We start from the raw sequence: 18,962 nt of genomic DNA on the forward strand, positions 1-18,962 counted from the left end.
GATGGCCCGGTTTGCGGTGCCCGCCCAGCCGGCGCGCAGTGTTTTGTGCGTGGACCGGCTGCTGGGCGTGGATATGACCAACGACCCCGGCAACGTGGCCAAAGAGCAGAGCCCCTGCGGCGACAACATGATCCGGGACGTGCCCGGCAAGGTGCGCAAGTGCATGGGCTATGAGCGGCTGGCCACCCTGACCGGCGCGGTGCACGGCTGCCACTTCTTCAAGGAGGAAGCGCTGGTGCACGCGGGGCAGGCCCTTTACCGCGTGGGACGGGACTGGAAGGGCGAGCCGGAACTGCTCTGTGAGGGGCTGGCCGATTCCGCCAGCCGCAGCTGGCTTTTGAACGGGCAGCTGTTCATCGCCGACGGAACGAAACTGCGGGTCTACGACGGAGAGACGGTGCAGCCCGCCGCCGACGTGGCCAAGGTGCCGCTGTTCACCATCGCCCGTCCCCCGGCGGGGGGCGGCGTGCAGTACGAGCCGCTGAACCTGTTGCAACCGAAATTCTCCGAGCGCTTCGCCGGCACCGAGACCGACACCGTCTATTGCATGAGCTTTTCCGGCCTGGATGATATGCCGGTGAGCGTTCGTTTGCTTGAAAAGACCGGCGAGTGGCGGGAAGTGGCGGAGGGCGAGGGCTTCACGGTGGACCGGGAGACGGGCCAGGTGACCTTTGAGACGGCGCCGGGCAAGAGCCCCGTCACCGGCGAGGACAACGTGGAGATCACCGCCGCCCGCACAGTGAAGGGATATGCCGACCGCATCAACAAGTGCGATGTGGGGGCGCTGTTCGGCGTGGGCGGCGCGGCGGACCGGCTGTTTCTGTCCGGCAACGGGGACTATCCCAACTACGACTGGTTCAGCGGCCAGAACGACGCCACCTACTGGCCGGATACCGGCTATTCGGTGCTGGGCAGCGGCGCGGGAGCGGTGATGGGCTATTCGGTCATCGACAACTATCTGGCGGCCCACAAGGACGCAGGCGAGACCGAGCGGAACGTCATCCTGCGCAGGGGCGACCTTGTGGACGACGAACCGGCCTTTCCCATCGTGAATACTCTGCAGGGCCCCGGCGCGGCGGCCAAGGGCAGTTTTGCCTATCTGGCAACGGAGCCGGTGTTCCTCACGGCGCTGGGCATCTACGCCGTTACCCCCAGCGACATCAGCGGCGAGCGCTACAGCCAGAACCGCAGCTATTACCTTAACGGGGCGCTGACCAAAGAGCCGGGTATGGCGGCGGCGGTGGCGGCTGTGCACCGGGACCTGTACTGGCTCTGCCTGAACGGCAAGGCCTACATCCTGGACGGGATGCAGGATCTGGGCACCCGCAGCGGCGAGCCCTACAGCACCCGCCAGTACGCGGCCTTTTACCGCACGGGCCTGCCCGCCGTGTCCGTCTGGACCGACGGGGACCGGCTGTATTTCGGCGACGCAAAGGGTGGCGTGTTCCGCTTCTACCAGGACCCTGCCCAGCCGGAGAGCTACAACGACGACGGCGTGCCCATCCGGGCCGTGTGGGAAACGCCGGACCTGGGCGGCAAGCTGTTCTATAAGAACAAGAATTTCTGCCGTTTCGCCCTGCAGCTCACTCCCGCTGTGGCCACCAGCGTGGCGGTGTGGGTACAGAAGCGGGGCAGCTGGCGGCTGGCTCGCAGGGAGGAGCGCAAGGCCCGCTATCTGAGTTATCAGCGCTGGTGCTATTCCAAGTTCACCTACTCCAACGACAGCACCACCAAGACCCTGCACGGCAAGCTGCGCATCAAGCGGGTGGACAAGGCCCGGTTCCGCTTTGAGAACGACGAGCTCAACGAGCCCTTCGGCCTGATGGCCTGGGCGCTGGAGTTCACCGAGAACGGAAATTACAAAGGATGAAAGGAGCAATGCTATGGCTTTTGATCGCATCACCGACGGCGATCTTCTGGGCAAGGGCAACCTTGGCCGCCCGGATACGCCCGGTGTGGATACCGCAGAGATGCAGCGCATCCTGGATGAACTGCCCCGGGAGGTGATCGTTCCGGCCTTCAATCGGCTGGTCGGCCAGTTGGAAGCCCAGAGTGCCGCGGCAAGCCTGGGGGCCGCACCGCCCGAAAGTGTGCCGGAGGATACGCCCGCTACGGTGCAGGGAGTGTTGGAGGCTGTTCTGAATAAGAACGACGAACACACCAAGCGCACCGATAACCCCCACGCCGTCACCGCCGCCCAGACGGGCGCTTACACGAAGGAGGAGACCGACGCGGCCATCAGTCAGCGGGTGGCGGAGATCGGCGCGGGCGACATGACCCGGGCGGTCTACGACCCCACCGGCCAGAAAAGGGACGTGTTTGCCGCCATCGGCGAGGCGGTGGCCGGCGCGGGGCATATGGAAAAAAGCGTGTATGCCGCCTCGGGCGAGCCGGGCGCGGTGGACCGGGCCCTCCGCGCGGATAACGCCCTTGCCGCCGACGACGGCGTGAAGGTCTACACCCACACGAAAAGCGGCACGGTACACAACTTTGCCGGCACAGGCGCCAACGGCCGCGCGAAGATGACCGCCGATGTGCAGGCGGGCGACACCTTCACGGTGAACGGTGCCCCGGTCACGGCCTACGTTGGGGCGGACGCCGCCGCTGACGCCATGGCGGGCAGCGCCTGGAACGGCAGATGGGTGAGTTTTGTTGTGGAAGGCGGAACCCTAAATTTTAGGGGAGGCGGCGGCAAGGTGACAGTCACCGGGCTGGCCGCCGCAGCGATAAAACAGGGGAACACCGTGACGGTGAAGCAGGGGACAAAGGTAGTCGCCAGTGTGGCGGGTACGCTGACCCCGCTGGCTCTGTTTGCCTATGGCGGGGCATATGCCGAGACCTGGGGTGCCTGGACCGACATGAAGAACGCGACCTACGTATCGCCCAACGGCATCCTCACGGGCAGCGCGAACAGCGCGCAGATAACGGTGCACGAAAGCGGCCGGTACCGCTTTTACGTTGCCTGTTCCTGTGTGCAGGGTAATGGAGGGGACGCAGTGAACTCCTTCCAACTTTTGAGGAACGGGATGGCGATCGCGACCAACAGTTCGCTGCCGGACAACGGAGTGACGCCCTTTGAGGTGGATTTGAACGCGAACGACGTTCTGACCTGGCAGAACTATGTGCACCATCCCAATGTGACGTACTACAACTTTGTGACGGCGTTCAAGATCGCATGATCCGGTTTTTCGCACAGGAAACACAAAGGAGAGGGGCTGTGAAATGCAAAAAGCACTGGATATTTCCAAACACCAGAACACGTTTTCTCCGGAGGCAGCACTGGCGGCGGGGGTCTCCACCATCATTCTGCGGGCGGCGTACGGCACGTCGCGGGACGTGCGCTTTGAGCGATTCGCCGCCGACTGCAAAGCGGCGGGGCTGTGTACCGGAGCGTACATCTTTCTGACTCACCACTACTACAATAAAAACGGGGGCAGCGTGCAGGCTGCACGGGACATCCTGCGCCAGCAGGTGAGTGTGCTGCTGGAGACTCTGGCGGGTCGGGGCATCACCAGCTGGGTGGCGCTGGATCAGGAGCTGGAGGCGGGCCAGACCATGGCGCTGACCCCGGCGGAGAACACTGCTCTGCTGAACGAGGCGGCACAGCGGCTGCGGGACGCAGGCTATGCCCCCTGCGTCTACTGCTCCGCCAGCTGGGCAAAAAGCAGGCTGGCTGCGGAACAGCTGGACTGCCCGCTGTGGCTGGCGTATTACTATGCCGACCCCCATGACCCGGACTTCGACAGCTGCACGGCCATCGAGAATGTGAACACCGCCTGGGGCGAGTACACCCGCAGCCTGGGCCGCAAGCTCTGCGGCTGGCAGTTCGGGCGCATTGGCTACGGCGCGAAGTACGGCGTGGGCAGCGCCAATGTGGACCGGGACTGGATCTATTTCCAACCCAATGAAGAAGAGGAGGAGAAGCCTGTGTTTGCATCTGACACACTGAAGATAGGACCTGTCTCCGCCGGCGACCGCGCAGCCATTCGCACACTGGCCGAGAGCCTGTGCGTTCCGGCTGCGGATGCCGGGGACTGCATCATCGTAGGCCCCATGAACAGCAGCCAGCGGGCCACTGTGAGCAACAGGGCGCTGGATCTGGGTCTGGGCTGCGAGGACTATATCACGCCGGAAGAAGGCGGCGGCAGGGATGCGGAGGTGCTGGCGGCACTGGAACGCATCGAGGCGGAACAACAGCGGCAGGCGGGCCGGATGGACGCCGTGCTGGAAAAACTGAGCGCCGCCGGCGGCGCGCTGGCGGGATGAGGGGAGGAACATCCATGGACAACAGCAATATCTTTCTGGCGGTGAAAGCCGCCATCGTGGGAGTGTTCGGCGCTTTTGGCGCGGCTTTCGGCTGGCTGGGCTGGCTGGTGCTGGCCTGGGTGGTGTGCATGGCGGTGGACTACGTCTCCGGCAGCTCGGCGGCGATGCAGACGGGCCGGTGGTCCAGCGCCAAAGCCCGCAGCGGCATCTGGCACAAAGCGGGCATGATCGTGGTAGTGCTGGTGGCGGCACTGGCCGACGCGGTGCTGGGCACGGTGGCCGCCAAGGTGCCGGGAATTCCCGTTGAGTACACGGTGCTGCTGCTGCCGATGGTGCTGGTGTGGTACATTCTCACCGAGTTGGGCAGCATTCTGGAAAACGCCGCCGCCATGGGCGCGCCGGTGCCGGCGTTCCTCATCCGCATTCTGGCGAACGCAAAGGATACGGTGGAGGACGCCGCCGGCGAAGGCTGAAGAAAAGGAGGACGTGACAGATGGCATTTGTGGAAGGAACCGGAGGGCCGGTCAACGGCTCCGGCTGGAAGAACACAGGAAAAACACAGGGCAGCTCCACCGCCACTACCGGCGGCGGTTCGCTGGATCTGAGCTGGCTGCAAAACCTTTACGCCCAGCAGCAGGCCGCCGCGGCAGAGGCGGAGCGGCAGCGCCGGGAGGCGGCCCAGCAGGCCTATGAGCGCAGTATGGCGGCGCTGAACGCCGCCTACAACGGCCAGATCGAGGCGCTGAAAAACAACTACAACGCCACCCTCGGCCAGCTCCAGAGCGATTATGATATGGGCGCCGCGGGCGTGAACCGCAATGCGGACAGCGCCCTGCAGCAGGCGTATATCAACCAGATGATGACTCTCAAGAGCCTGCCGCAGCAGCTGGCGGCACAGGGCATCGGCGGCGGCGCGGCCGAGAGCACGCTGGCCGGCGTTTACAACAACTACGGCAACAGCCGCAACGAGATCGACGTTGCCCGGGGCGAGAGCCTGGGAGAACTGTTGGCTCAGCTGAACGCGGGCAGGAACCAGGCTCAGCAGGCCTACAACAACCAGCTGTCCGACGCGCAGGCCGCCCGCCTTGCCTACGAGATGCAGCTGGAGCAGAATCTGGCCAATGCCGTGGCCGACGCGGCTTCGGTGAATTACGACCGCCAGTTTGAGATCAGCAGCGAGTATCTCTCACAGATGGCGAAGCTCCAGAGCCAGATGGCCAATGCCGCGCAGAAGGCAAGTCAGACCAAAGTCAGCGCCTCCAACGCACAGCAGACCAAGAGCATGCAGCAGAGCCAACTGCTGGAGCAGGTGTGGCGCAGCGCCTGGCAGAACGCAAAGAACACCGGCGGCAGCGACGCCGACGCCCTACAGGCGGCGAATGCGGCAGCAGCTCAATACGTGGTGGAGGGCGTGGGCAACAAGCTGTTCACCAAGTCTGAGGCCAACGGCTGGCTGAAAGACATTCTGCTCAACCGCACCTGACGGCTGCGAATAAAACGATGTGCCGGACCCGCAGGCCCGGCACGCAAAGCGAAAGCCCCTTGGACCAGTTGGTCCAAGGGGCTTTCTTTGGAGCTGTTAATGCGATTCGAACGCACGACCTCATCCTTACCAAGGATGTGCTCTGCCGACTGAGCTATAACAGCAGGTGGCGACCCGGATGAGGCTCGAACTCACGACCTCTAGCGTGACAGGCTAGCGTTCTAACCGACTGAACTACCGGGCCACATCGCGATCAGCGACGTGTTTTATTATATCCAACGAAGGGCCGAATGTCAACACTTTTTTTCAAATTATCAACGATATTTTTTGTAATGTCGTGTAGTTTGCTCTTTCGTTGTATATCATATCGGGGAAACCGTTGATTTACAGGGATTTTTGCTCAGTCGGTCAAAAATCCCCTTTGTGTATCGTCTTGTAATGTGTTGTAGTGGCTTGTGTTGCTTTTTTCTATAGCGAGTTGATTTTCTGTTGATTTCTCAGCACACACCAACACAGGGAGCGCAAGCCGTTTTTATATGCCGGGAGTAGCTTTCCCAATCTCGTACACGTCCACCGCTGGCGGTGTTTTTCTTTGGCTGGGTGTGCTGTGGCTGGGTCTCCCATTGTGAGCGGTGTCGTTCTTTTTACAATGTTTTTCGGTTGGCTCTCATGATCGGCGGCTTGCCTTTGATCGCTTCCGGGATTTTCTGTTTGTGGTTTGTTCGTGTGTTCTTTGGATTGGTTCGGCTGTGTCCGGCTGTCGGCGGACGCTCAGAGGGACACCCCCGGAGGGGGATAGACACCGCCGCTATAAAGCCGAGGGAGTGCTTCGAGTAGCCGAAAAATATAAAAGGCTTTCAATATTCACACGTTATAGTGCAATCGTAGTACCATTAGTACCATTTAATAAATCTTTATAATTTCAATACAATACACTACGATACTACCGCATTTCGCCAAATTACAAAAAGCATTTTGCTCCGAAAAGTGGTACACGGAATTAGTACCACCTCAGTACCATTAGTACCAAACGCAGTACCACCCGATGTGACTACCGCTGGTGTGGTGTATTGGCGGAACGTGTCTGAATATCAAAAATAATAGAAAAAGCTGTTTTTCTATAGATAAATCTATTTCCTACCGTCCTTCGTTCTTGTATTCCGGGAGCTTGCGAACGCTATATATTGTTCTTATTATTCTTATAAAACACAATATCTTGAGAAAAAACAAGAAACTTACTTGACTTCTCGGAAAACTGTGGTATAATGGTAGTGTAAAAAGTATATACTTTCTGAAAAGTGTTTCGGACACTCTTTGATTTACAAAGTTATAGTAAGGCGCATGATTGCGAGAGCTTTTGGCTCAACCAGTCATGCGCCTTTTTTATTTTTGCGGAAACGGAGGATTAGCTATGGACGAAACTGAAAAGCTCGCTCTTGAGAACGAGATTCGAGAAAAGATCGCCGCAGAAAGACGTGCGAAGCAAAGAGCTTACAAAGCCAAGTGGCGAGAGAAAAACAGAGAGCATTTGCGTCAGTATGATCGGACGTACAGGATAAGAAAAAAGCTATGTAGGGAGGTAAGTGCAAATGAAGACCAATGTGATTGATACGAACCGCCCTATCTTTCAGCCAATTAAAGAAGCTGTGAAGATCACAGGTTTGTCGGAGTATTTCTTACGTCAGAACCTTAAAGCCGGGAACATTCCCTATATCAAGTGCGGTAAGAAAATTCTAATCAATATGCCCCGACTGGAAGCAGAGCTGGAACGCTTGACTGATTGCAGTGTTGCGGCGAGTAAGCAGTAAGGGGGTCAAAAAGTGAATGGAGAAGAATGAGAAGCGTGTGAGAATTGGCGATAACTACGAGTATAGCCCGGACGGTACTCTTTATTACATTGAAGGTAAAGAGGATAAGAACGGCAACACATACACGGAGACTACCGCCATTGCGAACCACACGCCACTATTAAAAGAACAGCGAATAATCGACAACGGCATTGAAACTACCGAGGAGCTTGTATTCACTGCCTTGCGTGATTTTCGCAAAGGGGCGGACACCGCTATTTCTTTGAAGGACGTGTTGAGTCAGACACCTAACATCAAATTTGGTGCGGCTTGCCGTATCTTCTTGGGACGTGGGGCAAAGTCCCGATACAGTGAAGCAATGCAGATTCAGTGTGAGAATGCGCCGCTTACAATGCTGTATCAGCACACAGGATATACCACTATCGAGGGCGAGAGAGTTTTCCTCAACGGCGGACACAGCGTAACGAAAGACGGTTTGACTGACAAATACAATGTCATGCTGTCCGGGCAGATGGAGAATTACGTCTTCACCGACAAGAAGGACTCGGAACGGTACAAGACCCTTCTGAGCTTGCTACCTTCTGTTGCTCCTACTTCACTGGTGTATGCCGGACTCGGACTATCCTTTCTGACTCCGCTCAATGCTCTGTTGCGTGACTGTGGAATTGAACCTTGCTTCATTCTGTATTTCACTGGCAAAACAGGTGCGAGAAAAACCACAATGGCAAAGCTGTTTCTGAATTTCTTTGGAGCTTTCAATAATGGTACTGCTCCTACTGCGAGTTTCAGAGATACAACGAATGCTGTTGAGAAAAAGTTCGCACTGGCGGACTCCACTCTCGTTCTGTTGGACGATAGAATCCCAAGCACTACACCGAAGATCAAAGCACAGATGGAAGCTATGGAACAGGCTGTTGCACGGCAGATCGGAGACCGTTCCGGGCGAGCGAGAATGAACGCAGACGGAACGCTCAAGGCAACCTACCGCCCTAAGTGCAATCTGATTATCACTGCGGAGGAGTCCTTTTCCAACGTAGGTGAGAGCGCAATCGCTCGTTCCATATCTGTTGAGTTGAAGCCGGGAGATATTAACCTGTCTGCACTCACAAAGGTACAGCAGAATGCAGATCACCTTAACCAGTGCATGAGCGATTATATTCAGTTTGTCATTCGGAATTGGGACTCTATCAGCGAACAGGCAAAACCGCTGTTTTTGGAGTATCGAGATAAAGCCCAAAACGGCGGTCACGGTAGACTGGCAGAATGCGTGGCTCATTTGCAGATTGGAATTTATTTCATGTGCGAATGGTTACTTGCTGAAAACACTGTCGATGAAGCGCAAGCCGAACGTCTGCGGACTGCGGCATGGAAAGTTTTCATTGAACTTGCTGATAAGCAAAATCGCCGTATTGTCGAGGAAAAGCCTGTGAAGCTGTTCCTTGACGCTGTTCGTGAAATGCGAGATCGAGGAACAATCCGCATTATAGACATTGATTGCACGAACGATTATAACAGTTCAAGTGTTGTCGGCTACCGGGATAAAGATTTCTACTATTTTTATCCCGATGGTGTCTATACGGAGGTCAAGAAGTTCTACAGCGCACAGGATAAGAATTATCCGCTGGGAAAAGCCGCATTATTTCAGCAGTTGGCTATTGATGGGCTGATAGAAACAGACAAAGATCAGACCACCAAAGCTAAGAGAATTAAGAATGGAAAACGTTCTCGATTTCTTTGGTTGAAAGCAGAAGCATTAGACGAAGAAAAGGAGGACAGTTGACAATGGGAAACCGTAAAGGTCATAACGAAGCACAAAGTGTTTATGAAATGCTTGCAGATATGAACGAAGCGAAAGCTCAGAATATCAGCAGACAACCGTCCGGTGATTGCTTTGAAGCTCATTTGCGAGAGCTACTTGACGGAACTCTCACCGATGTTGTGGACTTCGCTACAAAGGAACGAGTTGCCCTTGAGAATTTGGAAATGGTACAGGAACGCACAGTTATTTATTTGATGGCTTGCAAAGAAACCCTCACTTTTCCCTCCTCTTTGGGACTGGCTCGCTCGCTGGGGTATTCAGATCGAGCATTGCGACATTGGAGAAGCAAACAGTCTGATACCCCGACAGCACAATGGCTGGAAATGTTCAACGACACCTGTTCGGACATTATCAGTCAAATAGCATTGAAGGACTACACTTTTGACAAACTAAAGGCTCATCTTGATGAAATCCAGTTCAACAAGATCAGCTCACTATTAGGAAAGGCTGGTGAAAAGAATGAGTAATCCTGTTACAGCAAGCTCAATGGCGGAAGTTTTGGAAGCGGACAAGCATGAGAACGGACGTAAGGGCAGAGTGTACAAGGAAATATCGGACGAACACAAAAGCGAGCAGATCAGCTTGTCAATCAAAAGCACAGCTAATGCTTTGAGGGACGCTATCAATGCTCCAAAGGTTAATCTGTCCGACACCCTACAGGTACAGGAGCGCACTTTCATGTATCTCGAAGCGTGTTCCCTCTCCTCTTGTTTTCCGTCCGTCATGGGATTGTCCGGGGCATTAGGGTGTTCTCGACAGAACCTTCATCGTTGGTTGCTCTCGCACCCCGAACACCCTACGACAGATTTTATCAGTATGGTGAAAGATAGCATGGCAGATGTGTTGACGAATGCAAGTCTTTACAATAATGCAAATGCCGTACAGGTGATTTTCCAGTTGAAGAATCACTTCGATCATGCTGATAGGGTTGAAATTGCCCCTGTTGTACCAAATACACAGATAGATAGCGATTATAATGCCGAAGAAATTCGCAGACGCTATTTGCTCGATGATACTGAGGAATAAGGAGGAAACGATTATGGGTCAGATTAAATTCAAGTGGTTCTACACAGAGCTGGTAGAAGCATTCATGAGAGCGGTTGTCCGAAACCGGAAAAAGTATCTCACAACAGAATGGTGGGAGTTTACTGTAAACTGGATCGAGAATCTATCGGAAGAAGACCGAGATTTTATTCAGTTTGTATTCAGCGAGGAGTATTACTACAGCTCCGATGGAGTAGCGTGTTATTCCTCTGATAAGAAAACCTATTTTTCAAAGCGAGAGTGGTTGTTCTCACTTGAGAAGAAATTCGCTATTGACGCTGGTCTGATTGCAGATCAGACCAACGATGATAAGGCTCACAAATAACCACACAATGAAGGAGGAAAAAGAGAATGGCAAATTTCAACAATTACAGAGATTTTGATGAAATCGCACGAGGTATTAAGAGCGGACGGTCTGAGTGGGAAAAAGGCACTCACAAGAGAACTGGTAACAGTTATGCTCACATTTGGCAGATCATGAACAATGACCGTCAGTTCTTTAATAACGAGCGAAATGATTACAAGCAGAAAATCTCTGACCTCAAACACACCTATCACCCGGATTTGATCGCAAAACAGACAGAACGCATTGACATGGAGTTCGATAAGATGGTTGCCGTAGTGGTTGCCGCTCACCGTTCCATGATCAAAGAATTTACTCGTAGCAGACATGAACAGGTGACTAAAATGATGCGCACTGCGCCTACTCAGTCTATGCTCAATCTGCTCGAAACGCTGAAAATGCGTGACGATTTGGATTCTGTGGAACTGCACGACCTGTTACCTGTCTTCTTTGACAACTACCACGCAATGAGGGCTTTACAGACGATCAGCAGAGAACACGGTATTACCCTTCATGCGCCTATTCAGTTAGATTGTGCTTCCATGCACAAAATGATTGATGAAGCGGAAGCATATCTGCTCGGTGCGTGTGCGGAAATGTGCAAGCCAAAGGGTAAGGGTGATATTCGCTACAATGATTTCTTTACTGTGAATAGCGAGGAGAAAGATAAGGTATATGCTCCGGCTTATCAGAGCTTCATTGAAGTGCTGGACTATGTACCTCAGTTACAGGATTGCTCTGTAGAGAAAAACAAGCTCTCTGCGGCAGAAAAGGCAAAAATCGACTGGTATTACCGTGATGTTGCTGAATCTGCCACAAAGACGGATATTGCCGAACATACAAAGTCCGTCATGGAAGCTCACCCGGAAATGGTCGATCTCTTGAAGTTGTCTGATTACGCTGAGTATGTCGAAATCGTTGAAGCGGCTAAAGAGACAGCATAAATCTACCCACGGCAGTAATCACACAGGATAATTAACTATCTGTTTCAGATAAGTATTTATCCTGTGTGAGACTTCAATAAACATAATTAAGGAGGAATCACACAATGGTAAGACAGATCAGTTTTGTTTATAAGAACAAGAAATATGTCCTTGAGTACACACGCAGTTCCGTTAAAGAAATGGAACGTAAAGGATTCGTTGTAGCGGAGGTGCTGGATAAGCCTATGTCTCTGCTCCCGGATATGTTCGCTGGTGCGTTTATCGCAAACCATCGTTTCACCCGAAGAAAAGAAATTGATGAAATCTATGAGCAGTTCGACAACAAGGGTGAATTGCTGAACACGCTGGCGGAAATGTACAGCCTTGTTCTTGAGGAATTTGTAAATGAACTCGAAACGGCTGGCAACGGTTTGAAGTGGGAACGCAGTTAAATAACTGCTTACCGTAAGTGGCGCATGATTGCGATTGTGGGGAAACCCCTTTTTGCAGTCATGCGCCATTTTTAATTCAAAATCTTCTGAAAGGAGGAAAATTTTTATGAGTGATATTACACTTGAGCGTTTACAAGTCGAAGTCGAAGCTCCTACTACACAAGCCGAAAAGAGTATTAGCAGTCTTGCCGATACTTTGGGGAAACTGAAAAATGCCACTAAGAATTTAGGGCTGAACGGTGTAGCGAAACAGGTATCTACGCTTAACACGTCTCTGAATGGTGTCAGTTCCGACAATGCGGAAAAGCTGAATAAGCTCGCTCAGAGCTTACAGACGCTATCCCAATGCGGAAAGCTCAAGCTCTCTCCGTCTGTGGCAACGCAGATCGCAAGTATTGGTAATGCGGCTCAGAGTCTTAACGGTATGGATTTTAGTGCGCTGAACGCTCTCTCAAGTGCGCTCACACCGCTGTCGAATGTCGGCAAGGCTAATCTGAACAGCTTCATTTCTCAGCTCACAAGGCTACCACAGGCGGTTCAAGCCCTAAACTCTGTAGACATTGGCGGTATGAGTAGCAAAATTTCTCAGCTCGTATCGGCACTGACACCGCTCACGCAGATGGGTAAGAACAACCTCACGTCCTTTGTGACCCAACTTCAAAAGCTACCACAAGTCATGTCTGCCCTACAGTCGGTGAACATGACTACTCTTGCTTCTCAGATTCAGCAGTTGGCGAATGCCCTTGCTCCTCTCGCAACTCAAATGCAGTCTATCGCAAATGGTTTCTCCGCTTTCCCGGCGAGAATCCAGCGGTTGATCGCAAGCACAAACAGTCTTTCCTATGCCAACAACAAAGCAAGTCTCAGCTATGTGAATCTTGCGGCGAAGATCGGAATTGCTGTCATGGCAATGAAGCGTATCGGTAGTGCTATTGCTGGCTGGATTACGAAATCCAATGAGTACGTTGAGAGCTTGAACCTGTTCACGGTCTCCCTCGGCGAGTATGCGGCAGAAGCTCAGAAGTATGCTGAGAATGTTGCAGAAATCATGGGTATCGACCCTGCCGAATGGCTGAGAAATCAAGGTGTCTTCATGACGCTTGCAACTGGTTTTGGTGTTGTGAACGATAGAGCGTACACCATGAGTAAGAATCTTACTCAGCTCGGTTACGACCTGTCTTCCTTCTTCAATATCAGCTATGAGGACGCTTTTCAGAAGTTGCAGTCGGGTATCTCCGGCGAACTCGAACCTCTCCGTAGACTCGGTTACGACCTGTCTGTGGCGAGATTACAGCAGGAAGCGTTGAACCTTGGTATCACCAAGAGTGTCAATGCCATGACACAGGCTGAAAAGGCAGAATTGCGCTACTACGCAATCATGACACAGGTCACTACCGCTCAAGGCGATATGGCTCGTACCTTGGAAGCTCCTGCAAACCAGCTTCGTATTCTGCAAGCACAGGTGAACCAAGCGGCTCGTGCGCTCGGTAACATCTTTATTCCTATGCTGAACGCAGTCCTTCCTTACGCAATCGCATTGGCAAAGGCTATCAGACTTGTGGCTGACGCTATCGCAAGCCTTTTTGGTTTTGCACTGCCGGAGATTGATTACAGCGGACTCAGCACTGCCGCTGGTGGTGCTGGTGATTTGGCTGACAATCTCGGTGACGCTGGAAAAAAGGCGAAGGAAGTCAAAAACGCTCTGCTTGGTATTGACGAACTGAACATTATCTCCCCTCAAGACGATTCCAGCAGTGGAAGTGGCAGTGGTATCGGAGGTGGAGGAGGTCTCGGCTTCGAGCTTCCTACTTATGACTTCATCGGTAACGCTGTGAGTGACAAGGTTGAGGAAATCCTTGGAAAAATGAAGGAATGGCTCGGTCTCACTGAGGAAATCAATTCTTGGAGCGATTTCTTCCATACGAGACTCGGAAGGATTTTGACCACTGTCGGCGCAATCTCTCTCGGTTTGGCGGCATGGAAAATCTCTCGTGGAGTTATTTCTGCTCTTGAGACAATCAGAACCTTGCAGAAAGCAGGACTTGGAAACGCATTGACGTTATCCATAGGTATCAGTCTGACTATCGGAGGTATCGCACTCGAAGCGGCTGGTATCATTGACGCTATTCAGAATGAACTCAATGGCATGAACTTCGCTCAGATTGTGGGCGGAGGTCTCCTTGGCACGAGCGGATTGGCTTTCCTTGGTTCTTCTATTGCGACTTGGATTGACACTGCTTTTGGAAGTAGTGCTGTAAGTCTTGCTATCACACAAGCTGGTATCAACTTGGGTGTAGGAACTGCTGGTGCGGCTGGTGCGGCTCTTGCCGCTGGTGTCGGTGGTATCATACTCGGTATTCCTGCAATGATTACAGGAATTTATGATTCCATCAAAAACGGTATCGACTGGCTGAGTGCCGCTCTCACCGCAATAGGAAGTACGGCGGCTGGTGCTGGTATTGGTGTTATCTGTGCGGCGGCTGGAACTGCTATCACTCCGGGTATTGGTACGCTTATAGGTCTTGCCGTAGGTCTTGTTGCAGATGGCATTATCCTTGTCGTTCAGAAGTGGGACGAAATCACAGCTTTTGTGAAAAAGTTCTTTACTCAGACGATTCCGGGGATTTGGAACAAATTTACTGGCTGGTTCAGTAAGCAGTGGGAGTCTTTCAAGAACTTCGACTGGTATGGACTCGGCTACGAGCTTGGACAGTCTCTCGGTAACGCTTGGAAGTCCGCAGTTGACTTTGTTACGGTGAGGATTCCGAACTGGTTCTCGAAAATGTGGAACAGCATTAAGAGTGCCTTTACAAAATTCTTCACTGTTACTTTGCCGAACTTCTTCACTCAAACGATTCCGAATGTCGTAACGAAAATCGGTGAGTTCTTCAAAGCTCTGCCGGGAAAAATCGAAGCGGCTGTCAAGAGCGGTTGGAAGAAGTTTACCGAAATCGGCTCGTCTATCATTGACGGTATTTGGGAAGGTTTGCAGACCATTTGGACGAAGATTACAGACTTCGTTGACGGTTTCGTGCAGGGCTTTAAGGACGCACTTGGTATTCACAGTCCTTCTACAGTCTTTGCCACTATCGGTGAAGACATTGTTGCTGGTCTGTTGAAGGGTATTGAGGGATTCACAAATATGCTCAGTACGGTCTCCGAATGGGCTTCCAAGGTTGTAGAGTTCTTCACCAAGGGTGCAGATGGCAGAGGTATCGTTGAGAATTTCAAGGAAATCGGTGGAAACATTGTTTCCGGGTTCAAGGATAAAATAGGCAATACCTACACAACCGTCAAGACAAACGTCACCACATGGGCTTCCGGGGTAAAGGAATGGTTCTCCAACACTTCCTTCGGAGGTATCAACAGCACCACTTTCCAGTCCTATGCGACAAACATCGTAGATGGATTCAAGAACCGTGTTGCAAACTACTACACTGCGGCTAAGAGTGCAATGACTACGTTCGGTTCGAATGTCAAGAGCTGGTTTACGGATTATGTTTCCTACGACAAGTTCTACAGCATTGCTTCTGACGTAGTGCAGGGATTCAAGAACGGTATCGGTGCTTTGTACAACACCTGTAAAAACACTATCAGTAGTTGGGGTGCTTCGATTATCAGTTGGTTCAAGGAAAAGCTGGATTCCAACTCTCCTTCCAAGGTATTCGAGCGAATTGGTGAGGACACGATTCTCGGCTACAACATCGGTATTACCTCTCTCGGTAAGACCACAAAGGGTGTTGTAAGCAGTTGGGCGGATTCCTTCACCAGCGTAAGCCCTGTAATGAGCTTTGCAGTTGATACCTCTGCGCTCAAGTATTACAACGGTAATTCTTTTGCCAAAGCGGTGACTGCAAACGTATCTGCAAACAGTAACTTCTCCATTGATACTTCTCACGTTCGTGAGGAGTTCCGAGAAGCAGTGCTGGAAGCTCTGAACGAGTCAAGACTTGCGGAGGATATGCGCCGACAGGCTGATAAGAAGGAACAAACCATTGTACAGGTTGGCAACCGTACCATTACGGACGTTGTAACAACTCAGCAGAGAGCTAACGGCTATAGGTTTGCAACTACCTAAGAGGGGAAATCCCCCTCTTAGGCTGTACCGTTGGTGTTCGTGCAAAATAATTACAGGAGGAAATCAATATGGGAAATACCGTTGACACTTCAAAAGGTCTGTCTCAGACAAGGCAAATGAACGGCAGACGTGTTATCAAGACCAGCGTCCGTGAGATCACCAAAGATAACGTGGTCGATGTGTTGCAGAAAGCTCTTGGCACACACGAACTGAACCGCAGTGAGATTGATTACCTGTGGAACTACTACCGTGGTAAACAGCCTATTCTCCACAGAACCAAAGAAGTGCGCCCCGAAATCTGCAACAAGATTGTAGAAAACCGAGCGAACGAGATTGTCTCCTTCAAGGTCGGCTATTTGTGTGGTGAACCCATTCAGTATGTCGGCAGAAACGGTGAGGAAGCTACCGCAAAGGCTATCACCGCTTTGAATGAGCTTATGTTCGCAGAGGATAAAGCCACTAAAGACCAAGAGATTGTCGAGTGGCAAATGATTTGCGGCACTGCATATCGTTTGGTTCTGCCGGACGAGAAGAATGAGGAAGACGAAGCTCCCTTCGAGCTTCACACTCTCGACCCTCGTGATACCTTCGTTGTTTATTCCAGTGAGATCGGCAACAAGCCGCTCATGGGTGTGAAGTATTACAAGGACGATGAAGAAGTGCTTCGCTTCTCTGTCTACACCGAGAACCGCTACTACCTTATCGAAGGTGACATTCTGAAAGAGGAAAAAGCTCATGCCCTTGACATGATTCCTATTTTTGAGTACCCGGCGAATAATGCCCGACTCGGCTCTTTCGAGATTGTCCTTCCTCTGCTCGATACGATCAACAACATCGAGTCGAACCGTATGGACGGTATGGAGCAGACTATACAGGCTTTCATTAAGTTTGTGAACTGCGACATTACCGCTGATGATTTCAAGGAGCTGAAAGAGCTTGGCGCAATCAAGGTCAAGTCCGTGGACGGTGCAAACGCTGACGTGGACGTTGTTACCAACGATCTGAACCAAGACCAGTCTCAGACTCTTAAAGAGGATTGCTACTCCGCTATCCTCACTATCTGCGGCATTCCGAACCGTAATGGTGGTTCTTCCACTTCTGACACAGGAGCGGCGGTACTGCTTCGTGACGGTTGGTCTCTTGCAGAAGCGAGGGCAAAGGACAGTGAGCATATGTTCAAGAAGTCCGAGAAGAAAATGCTCAAGCTGGTGCTTCGTATCTGCCGTGACCTCGGTGACATTAACCTACGTTTGAAGGATATTGATCTACAGTTCACTCGTAGGAACTACGAAAATATTCAGACTAAATCCCAAGTGCTGGTGTCTATGTTGCAACAGACAAAGATTCACCCTCTGCTTGCGTTCCAGCATTCCGGCTTGTTTGTTGACCCGGAAACCGCATACGCAATGAGTATGCAGTATTACGAGGAACAGCAAACGAAATTGGAGGAACAGTCAAAGAGTAACCCGGTGGAAACGACTGTGGAATAATCACGACTATGACGCAGAAAAGCCCTCTACCCAATTAAGGGCGAGGGCTTTATATGCGATTGGGGTACAGTTACCCTTTATATTGTTCTGATACTTCCCCCATTATTTCGTCCATAGCCGCTTTGTATTCTTCGGCTTGGGTTGGGGTTAAATCGAAGCTGACTCTAAACACAGCGAGATCGTACTTGTAAATATACTGGTTCACTCCGAACACACCCAGCTCCGGGTCTGAGAGCTTGCAAAGATACTCGTACCTATCATTGCAGTCAGACTTGGAGGAGAAGAACTCGATTGTTCCAGCGTTATCTTCCGTATCTTCCATACGATCATCGAAGAAATCAGCCTTACCGATATATTGTCCCGGTCTGCCGAGATTTTCATTCGGGTCTGTTTCTTCATCATACACAACAATGCTGATAACATTGGAAATTTTCTCTTGGAGTGAAGTCAGCGAACTTTCCGCCGTGACTTCTACTTTGGGTTCAGAAGAACCACAGGCAGAAAGCGAAAACACCATCACAACCAATAGAATGAGACTTGCGACTTTCCTCATGACTATTCCTCCTTTCGCTCGAAATCTATGGAACAGACAGCAACCATCATTCTTTCACCCAAACAATCTTGAAACCGATAATTTCAGCGATTTCCTTAACCTCACTGTATTTGATCGTACCTCTCGTGAGCTTATTGGAAATGTTCTGAGGAGTAGTCTGCTCGCTTTCTGAACGACTTTCGTTCATTTTTGCGACTATATCAACCAACGACCAGCCGGAAGCGGCGATATAAGATTTAATTTCGTTGCGAATGTTGTCCATAGTGGTTCACCTCCCATTTGTGTTTTCCTTTATTATAGCACTATCTACATCAAAACGCAACACTCTACACTATAATAAATAAAATTTTTCGCAACAGTGTTGACAAGAATCTTGTTGTAGTGTAGAATAACACTATAGAGAAACAAACAACACTTTCTCGCAACGAATATACATTAAGAAGGAGGTATTCTTATGGCTTCTGTTACAGCAAGGAAAAATAAAGCTGGGGAGATAATCAGCTATCAGATAAAAGTCACTCGTGGACGTGATAAGCTGACAGGAAAACAGCTCACTCCCTATACAATGACGTACACTCCCCCGGAGGGGTGGAGCAAAAAAGCCATTGAGAGAGACTTACAAAAGAAAATGGGCGAGTTTGAAGCCGCCTGTAAGCGTGGAGAGGTTTTAACCAAAGAGGAGCAGAAAGCACAGGCAACGGAA

Annotated in this window: 17 protein-coding genes, 2 tRNA genes and 1 pseudogene; 16 read left to right on the forward strand and 4 right to left on the reverse strand. The window is 51.6% G+C overall.

Annotation, left to right across the window (positions count from 1 at the left end):
- Position 1 precedes the first annotated feature (1 nt).
- The 5 genes from ACMNAY_RS02455 to ACMNAY_RS02475 are packed head-to-tail and all read left to right on the forward strand — an operon-like array spanning position 2 to position 5,749.
- Positions 2 to 1,870 (forward strand): hypothetical protein, encoded by a 1,869-nt coding sequence (locus ACMNAY_RS02455; protein ID WP_418718256.1) that lies wholly within the window; start codon positions 2 to 4, stop codon positions 1,868 to 1,870.
- A 13-nt stretch (positions 1,871 to 1,883) separates the two neighbouring features.
- Entirely contained in the window at positions 1,884 to 3,179 is a 1,296-nt protein-coding gene (locus ACMNAY_RS02460; RefSeq protein ID WP_418718257.1) for a hypothetical protein, read from the forward strand.
- Between the two features lie 43 nt (positions 3,180 to 3,222).
- A complete protein-coding gene (locus tag ACMNAY_RS02465) occupies positions 3,223 to 4,266 on the forward strand; it encodes a GH25 family lysozyme (protein ID WP_418718258.1) in 1,044 nt (347 codons plus the stop codon).
- Between the two features lie 14 nt (positions 4,267 to 4,280).
- Complete coding sequence (locus ACMNAY_RS02470; protein ID WP_418718259.1) at positions 4,281 to 4,739, forward strand: phage holin family protein; 459 nt, start codon at positions 4,281 to 4,283, stop codon at positions 4,737 to 4,739.
- Between the two features lie 20 nt (positions 4,740 to 4,759).
- Complete coding sequence (locus ACMNAY_RS02475) at positions 4,760 to 5,749, forward strand: hypothetical protein (RefSeq protein ID WP_418718260.1); 990 nt, start codon at positions 4,760 to 4,762, stop codon at positions 5,747 to 5,749.
- An 88-nt stretch (positions 5,750 to 5,837) separates the two neighbouring features.
- On the opposite strand, the gene ACMNAY_RS02480 is transcribed toward ACMNAY_RS02475, so the two are convergent.
- Positions 5,838 to 5,913, reverse strand: a tRNA-Thr gene (locus ACMNAY_RS02480).
- 3 nt (positions 5,914 to 5,916) lie between these two features.
- A tRNA-Asp gene (locus ACMNAY_RS02485) sits at positions 5,917 to 5,993 on the reverse strand.
- 1,167 nt (positions 5,994 to 7,160) lie between these two features.
- Between ACMNAY_RS02485 and ACMNAY_RS02490 the strand changes: the two genes are divergently transcribed.
- The 10 genes from ACMNAY_RS02490 (at position 7,161) to ACMNAY_RS02535 (ending at position 17,706) form a co-directional block, all read left to right on the forward strand.
- Complete coding sequence (locus ACMNAY_RS02490; RefSeq protein WP_418718261.1) at positions 7,161 to 7,358, forward strand: hypothetical protein; 198 nt, start codon at positions 7,161 to 7,163, stop codon at positions 7,356 to 7,358.
- Positions 7,339 to 7,557 carry a hypothetical protein gene (locus ACMNAY_RS02495; protein ID WP_418718262.1) on the forward strand — a complete coding sequence of 73 codons (219 nt, stop codon included), beginning with the start codon at positions 7,339 to 7,341 and terminating at the stop codon, positions 7,555 to 7,557. The genes ACMNAY_RS02490 and ACMNAY_RS02495 overlap by 20 nt, the downstream gene beginning before the upstream one ends.
- 16 nt (positions 7,558 to 7,573) lie before the next feature.
- The gene (locus ACMNAY_RS02500) at positions 7,574 to 9,337 is read left to right on the forward strand and encodes a hypothetical protein (RefSeq protein WP_418718263.1); all 1,764 of its coding nucleotides are present in this window, start codon (positions 7,574 to 7,576) and stop codon (positions 9,335 to 9,337) included.
- A 2-nt stretch (positions 9,338 to 9,339) separates the two neighbouring features.
- Positions 9,340 to 9,843 carry a hypothetical protein gene (locus ACMNAY_RS02505; RefSeq protein ID WP_418718264.1) on the forward strand — a complete coding sequence of 168 codons (504 nt, stop codon included), beginning with the start codon at positions 9,340 to 9,342 and terminating at the stop codon, positions 9,841 to 9,843.
- Positions 9,827 to 10,402, forward strand: a complete 576-nt coding sequence (locus ACMNAY_RS02510) for a hypothetical protein (RefSeq protein WP_418718265.1) — start codon at positions 9,827 to 9,829, stop codon at positions 10,400 to 10,402. The genes ACMNAY_RS02505 and ACMNAY_RS02510 overlap by 17 nt, the downstream gene beginning before the upstream one ends.
- Positions 10,403 to 10,415: 13 nt before the next feature.
- On the forward strand, positions 10,416 to 10,745 hold the full coding sequence (locus ACMNAY_RS02515; protein ID WP_418718266.1) for a hypothetical protein: 330 nt from the start codon (positions 10,416 to 10,418) through the stop codon (positions 10,743 to 10,745).
- A 26-nt stretch (positions 10,746 to 10,771) separates the two neighbouring features.
- Positions 10,772 to 11,707, forward strand: a complete 936-nt coding sequence (locus ACMNAY_RS02520) for a hypothetical protein (protein ID WP_418718267.1) — start codon at positions 10,772 to 10,774, stop codon at positions 11,705 to 11,707.
- Positions 11,708 to 11,811: 104 nt separating this feature from the next.
- The gene (locus ACMNAY_RS02525) at positions 11,812 to 12,138 is read left to right on the forward strand and encodes a DUF5055 domain-containing protein (protein ID WP_418718268.1); all 327 of its coding nucleotides are present in this window, start codon (positions 11,812 to 11,814) and stop codon (positions 12,136 to 12,138) included.
- A 106-nt stretch (positions 12,139 to 12,244) separates the two neighbouring features.
- Entirely contained in the window at positions 12,245 to 16,216 is a 3,972-nt protein-coding gene (locus ACMNAY_RS02530; RefSeq protein ID WP_418718269.1) for a hypothetical protein, read from the forward strand.
- A 68-nt stretch (positions 16,217 to 16,284) separates the two neighbouring features.
- Entirely contained in the window at positions 16,285 to 17,706 is a 1,422-nt protein-coding gene (locus ACMNAY_RS02535; RefSeq protein ID WP_418718270.1) for a phage portal protein, read from the forward strand.
- A gap of 70 nt (positions 17,707 to 17,776) precedes the next feature.
- Here the strand turns inward: ACMNAY_RS02535 and ACMNAY_RS02540 are convergent, their stop codons facing one another.
- Positions 17,777 to 18,259, reverse strand: a complete 483-nt coding sequence (locus ACMNAY_RS02540; RefSeq protein ID WP_418718271.1) for a lipoprotein — start codon at positions 18,257 to 18,259, stop codon at positions 17,777 to 17,779.
- A gap of 46 nt (positions 18,260 to 18,305) precedes the next feature.
- Entirely contained in the window at positions 18,306 to 18,521 is a 216-nt protein-coding gene (locus ACMNAY_RS02545) for an LLM class flavin-dependent oxidoreductase (RefSeq protein ID WP_418718272.1), read from the reverse strand.
- A 192-nt stretch (positions 18,522 to 18,713) separates the two neighbouring features.
- Here ACMNAY_RS02545 and ACMNAY_RS02550 point away from each other — a divergent pair.
- Positions 18,714 to 18,962 (forward strand): annotated as a pseudogene (locus tag ACMNAY_RS02550) (hypothetical protein); the annotation flags it as partial.

Origin of the sequence: Candidatus Allofournierella merdipullorum, assembly GCF_048426865.1 — a bacterium.
Classification (GTDB): domain Bacteria; phylum Bacillota; class Clostridia; order Oscillospirales; family Ruminococcaceae; genus Allofournierella_A; species Allofournierella_A merdipullorum.

Excerpts from the sequence above, each read along its gene's own strand:
- ACMNAY_RS02535 (WP_418718270.1), top strand. The coding sequence starts at position 16,285 with ATGGGAAATACCGTTGACACTTCAAAAGGTCTGTCTCAGACAAGGCAA.
- ACMNAY_RS02460 (WP_418718257.1), top strand. The coding sequence starts at position 1,884 with ATGGCTTTTGATCGCATCACCGACGGCGATCTTCTGGGCAAGGGCAAC.
- ACMNAY_RS02465 (WP_418718258.1), top strand. The coding sequence starts at position 3,223 with ATGCAAAAAGCACTGGATATTTCCAAACACCAGAACACGTTTTCTCCG.
- ACMNAY_RS02540 (WP_418718271.1), bottom strand. The coding sequence starts at position 18,259 with ATGAGGAAAGTCGCAAGTCTCATTCTATTGGTTGTGATGGTGTTTTCG.
- ACMNAY_RS02490 (WP_418718261.1), top strand. The coding sequence starts at position 7,161 with ATGGACGAAACTGAAAAGCTCGCTCTTGAGAACGAGATTCGAGAAAAG.
- ACMNAY_RS02495 (WP_418718262.1), top strand. The coding sequence starts at position 7,339 with ATGAAGACCAATGTGATTGATACGAACCGCCCTATCTTTCAGCCAATT.
- ACMNAY_RS02470 (WP_418718259.1), top strand. The coding sequence starts at position 4,281 with ATGGACAACAGCAATATCTTTCTGGCGGTGAAAGCCGCCATCGTGGGA.
- ACMNAY_RS02530 (WP_418718269.1), top strand. The coding sequence starts at position 12,245 with ATGAGTGATATTACACTTGAGCGTTTACAAGTCGAAGTCGAAGCTCCT.
- ACMNAY_RS02525 (WP_418718268.1), top strand. The coding sequence starts at position 11,812 with ATGGTAAGACAGATCAGTTTTGTTTATAAGAACAAGAAATATGTCCTT.
- ACMNAY_RS02500 (WP_418718263.1), top strand. The coding sequence starts at position 7,574 with ATGGAGAAGAATGAGAAGCGTGTGAGAATTGGCGATAACTACGAGTAT.
- ACMNAY_RS02515 (WP_418718266.1), top strand. The coding sequence starts at position 10,416 with ATGGGTCAGATTAAATTCAAGTGGTTCTACACAGAGCTGGTAGAAGCA.
- ACMNAY_RS02475 (WP_418718260.1), top strand. The coding sequence starts at position 4,760 with ATGGCATTTGTGGAAGGAACCGGAGGGCCGGTCAACGGCTCCGGCTGG.
- ACMNAY_RS02520 (WP_418718267.1), top strand. The coding sequence starts at position 10,772 with ATGGCAAATTTCAACAATTACAGAGATTTTGATGAAATCGCACGAGGT.
- ACMNAY_RS02505 (WP_418718264.1), top strand. The coding sequence starts at position 9,340 with ATGGGAAACCGTAAAGGTCATAACGAAGCACAAAGTGTTTATGAAATG.
- ACMNAY_RS02455 (WP_418718256.1), top strand. The coding sequence starts at position 2 with ATGGCCCGGTTTGCGGTGCCCGCCCAGCCGGCGCGCAGTGTTTTGTGC.
- ACMNAY_RS02545 (WP_418718272.1), bottom strand. The coding sequence starts at position 18,521 with ATGGACAACATTCGCAACGAAATTAAATCTTATATCGCCGCTTCCGGC.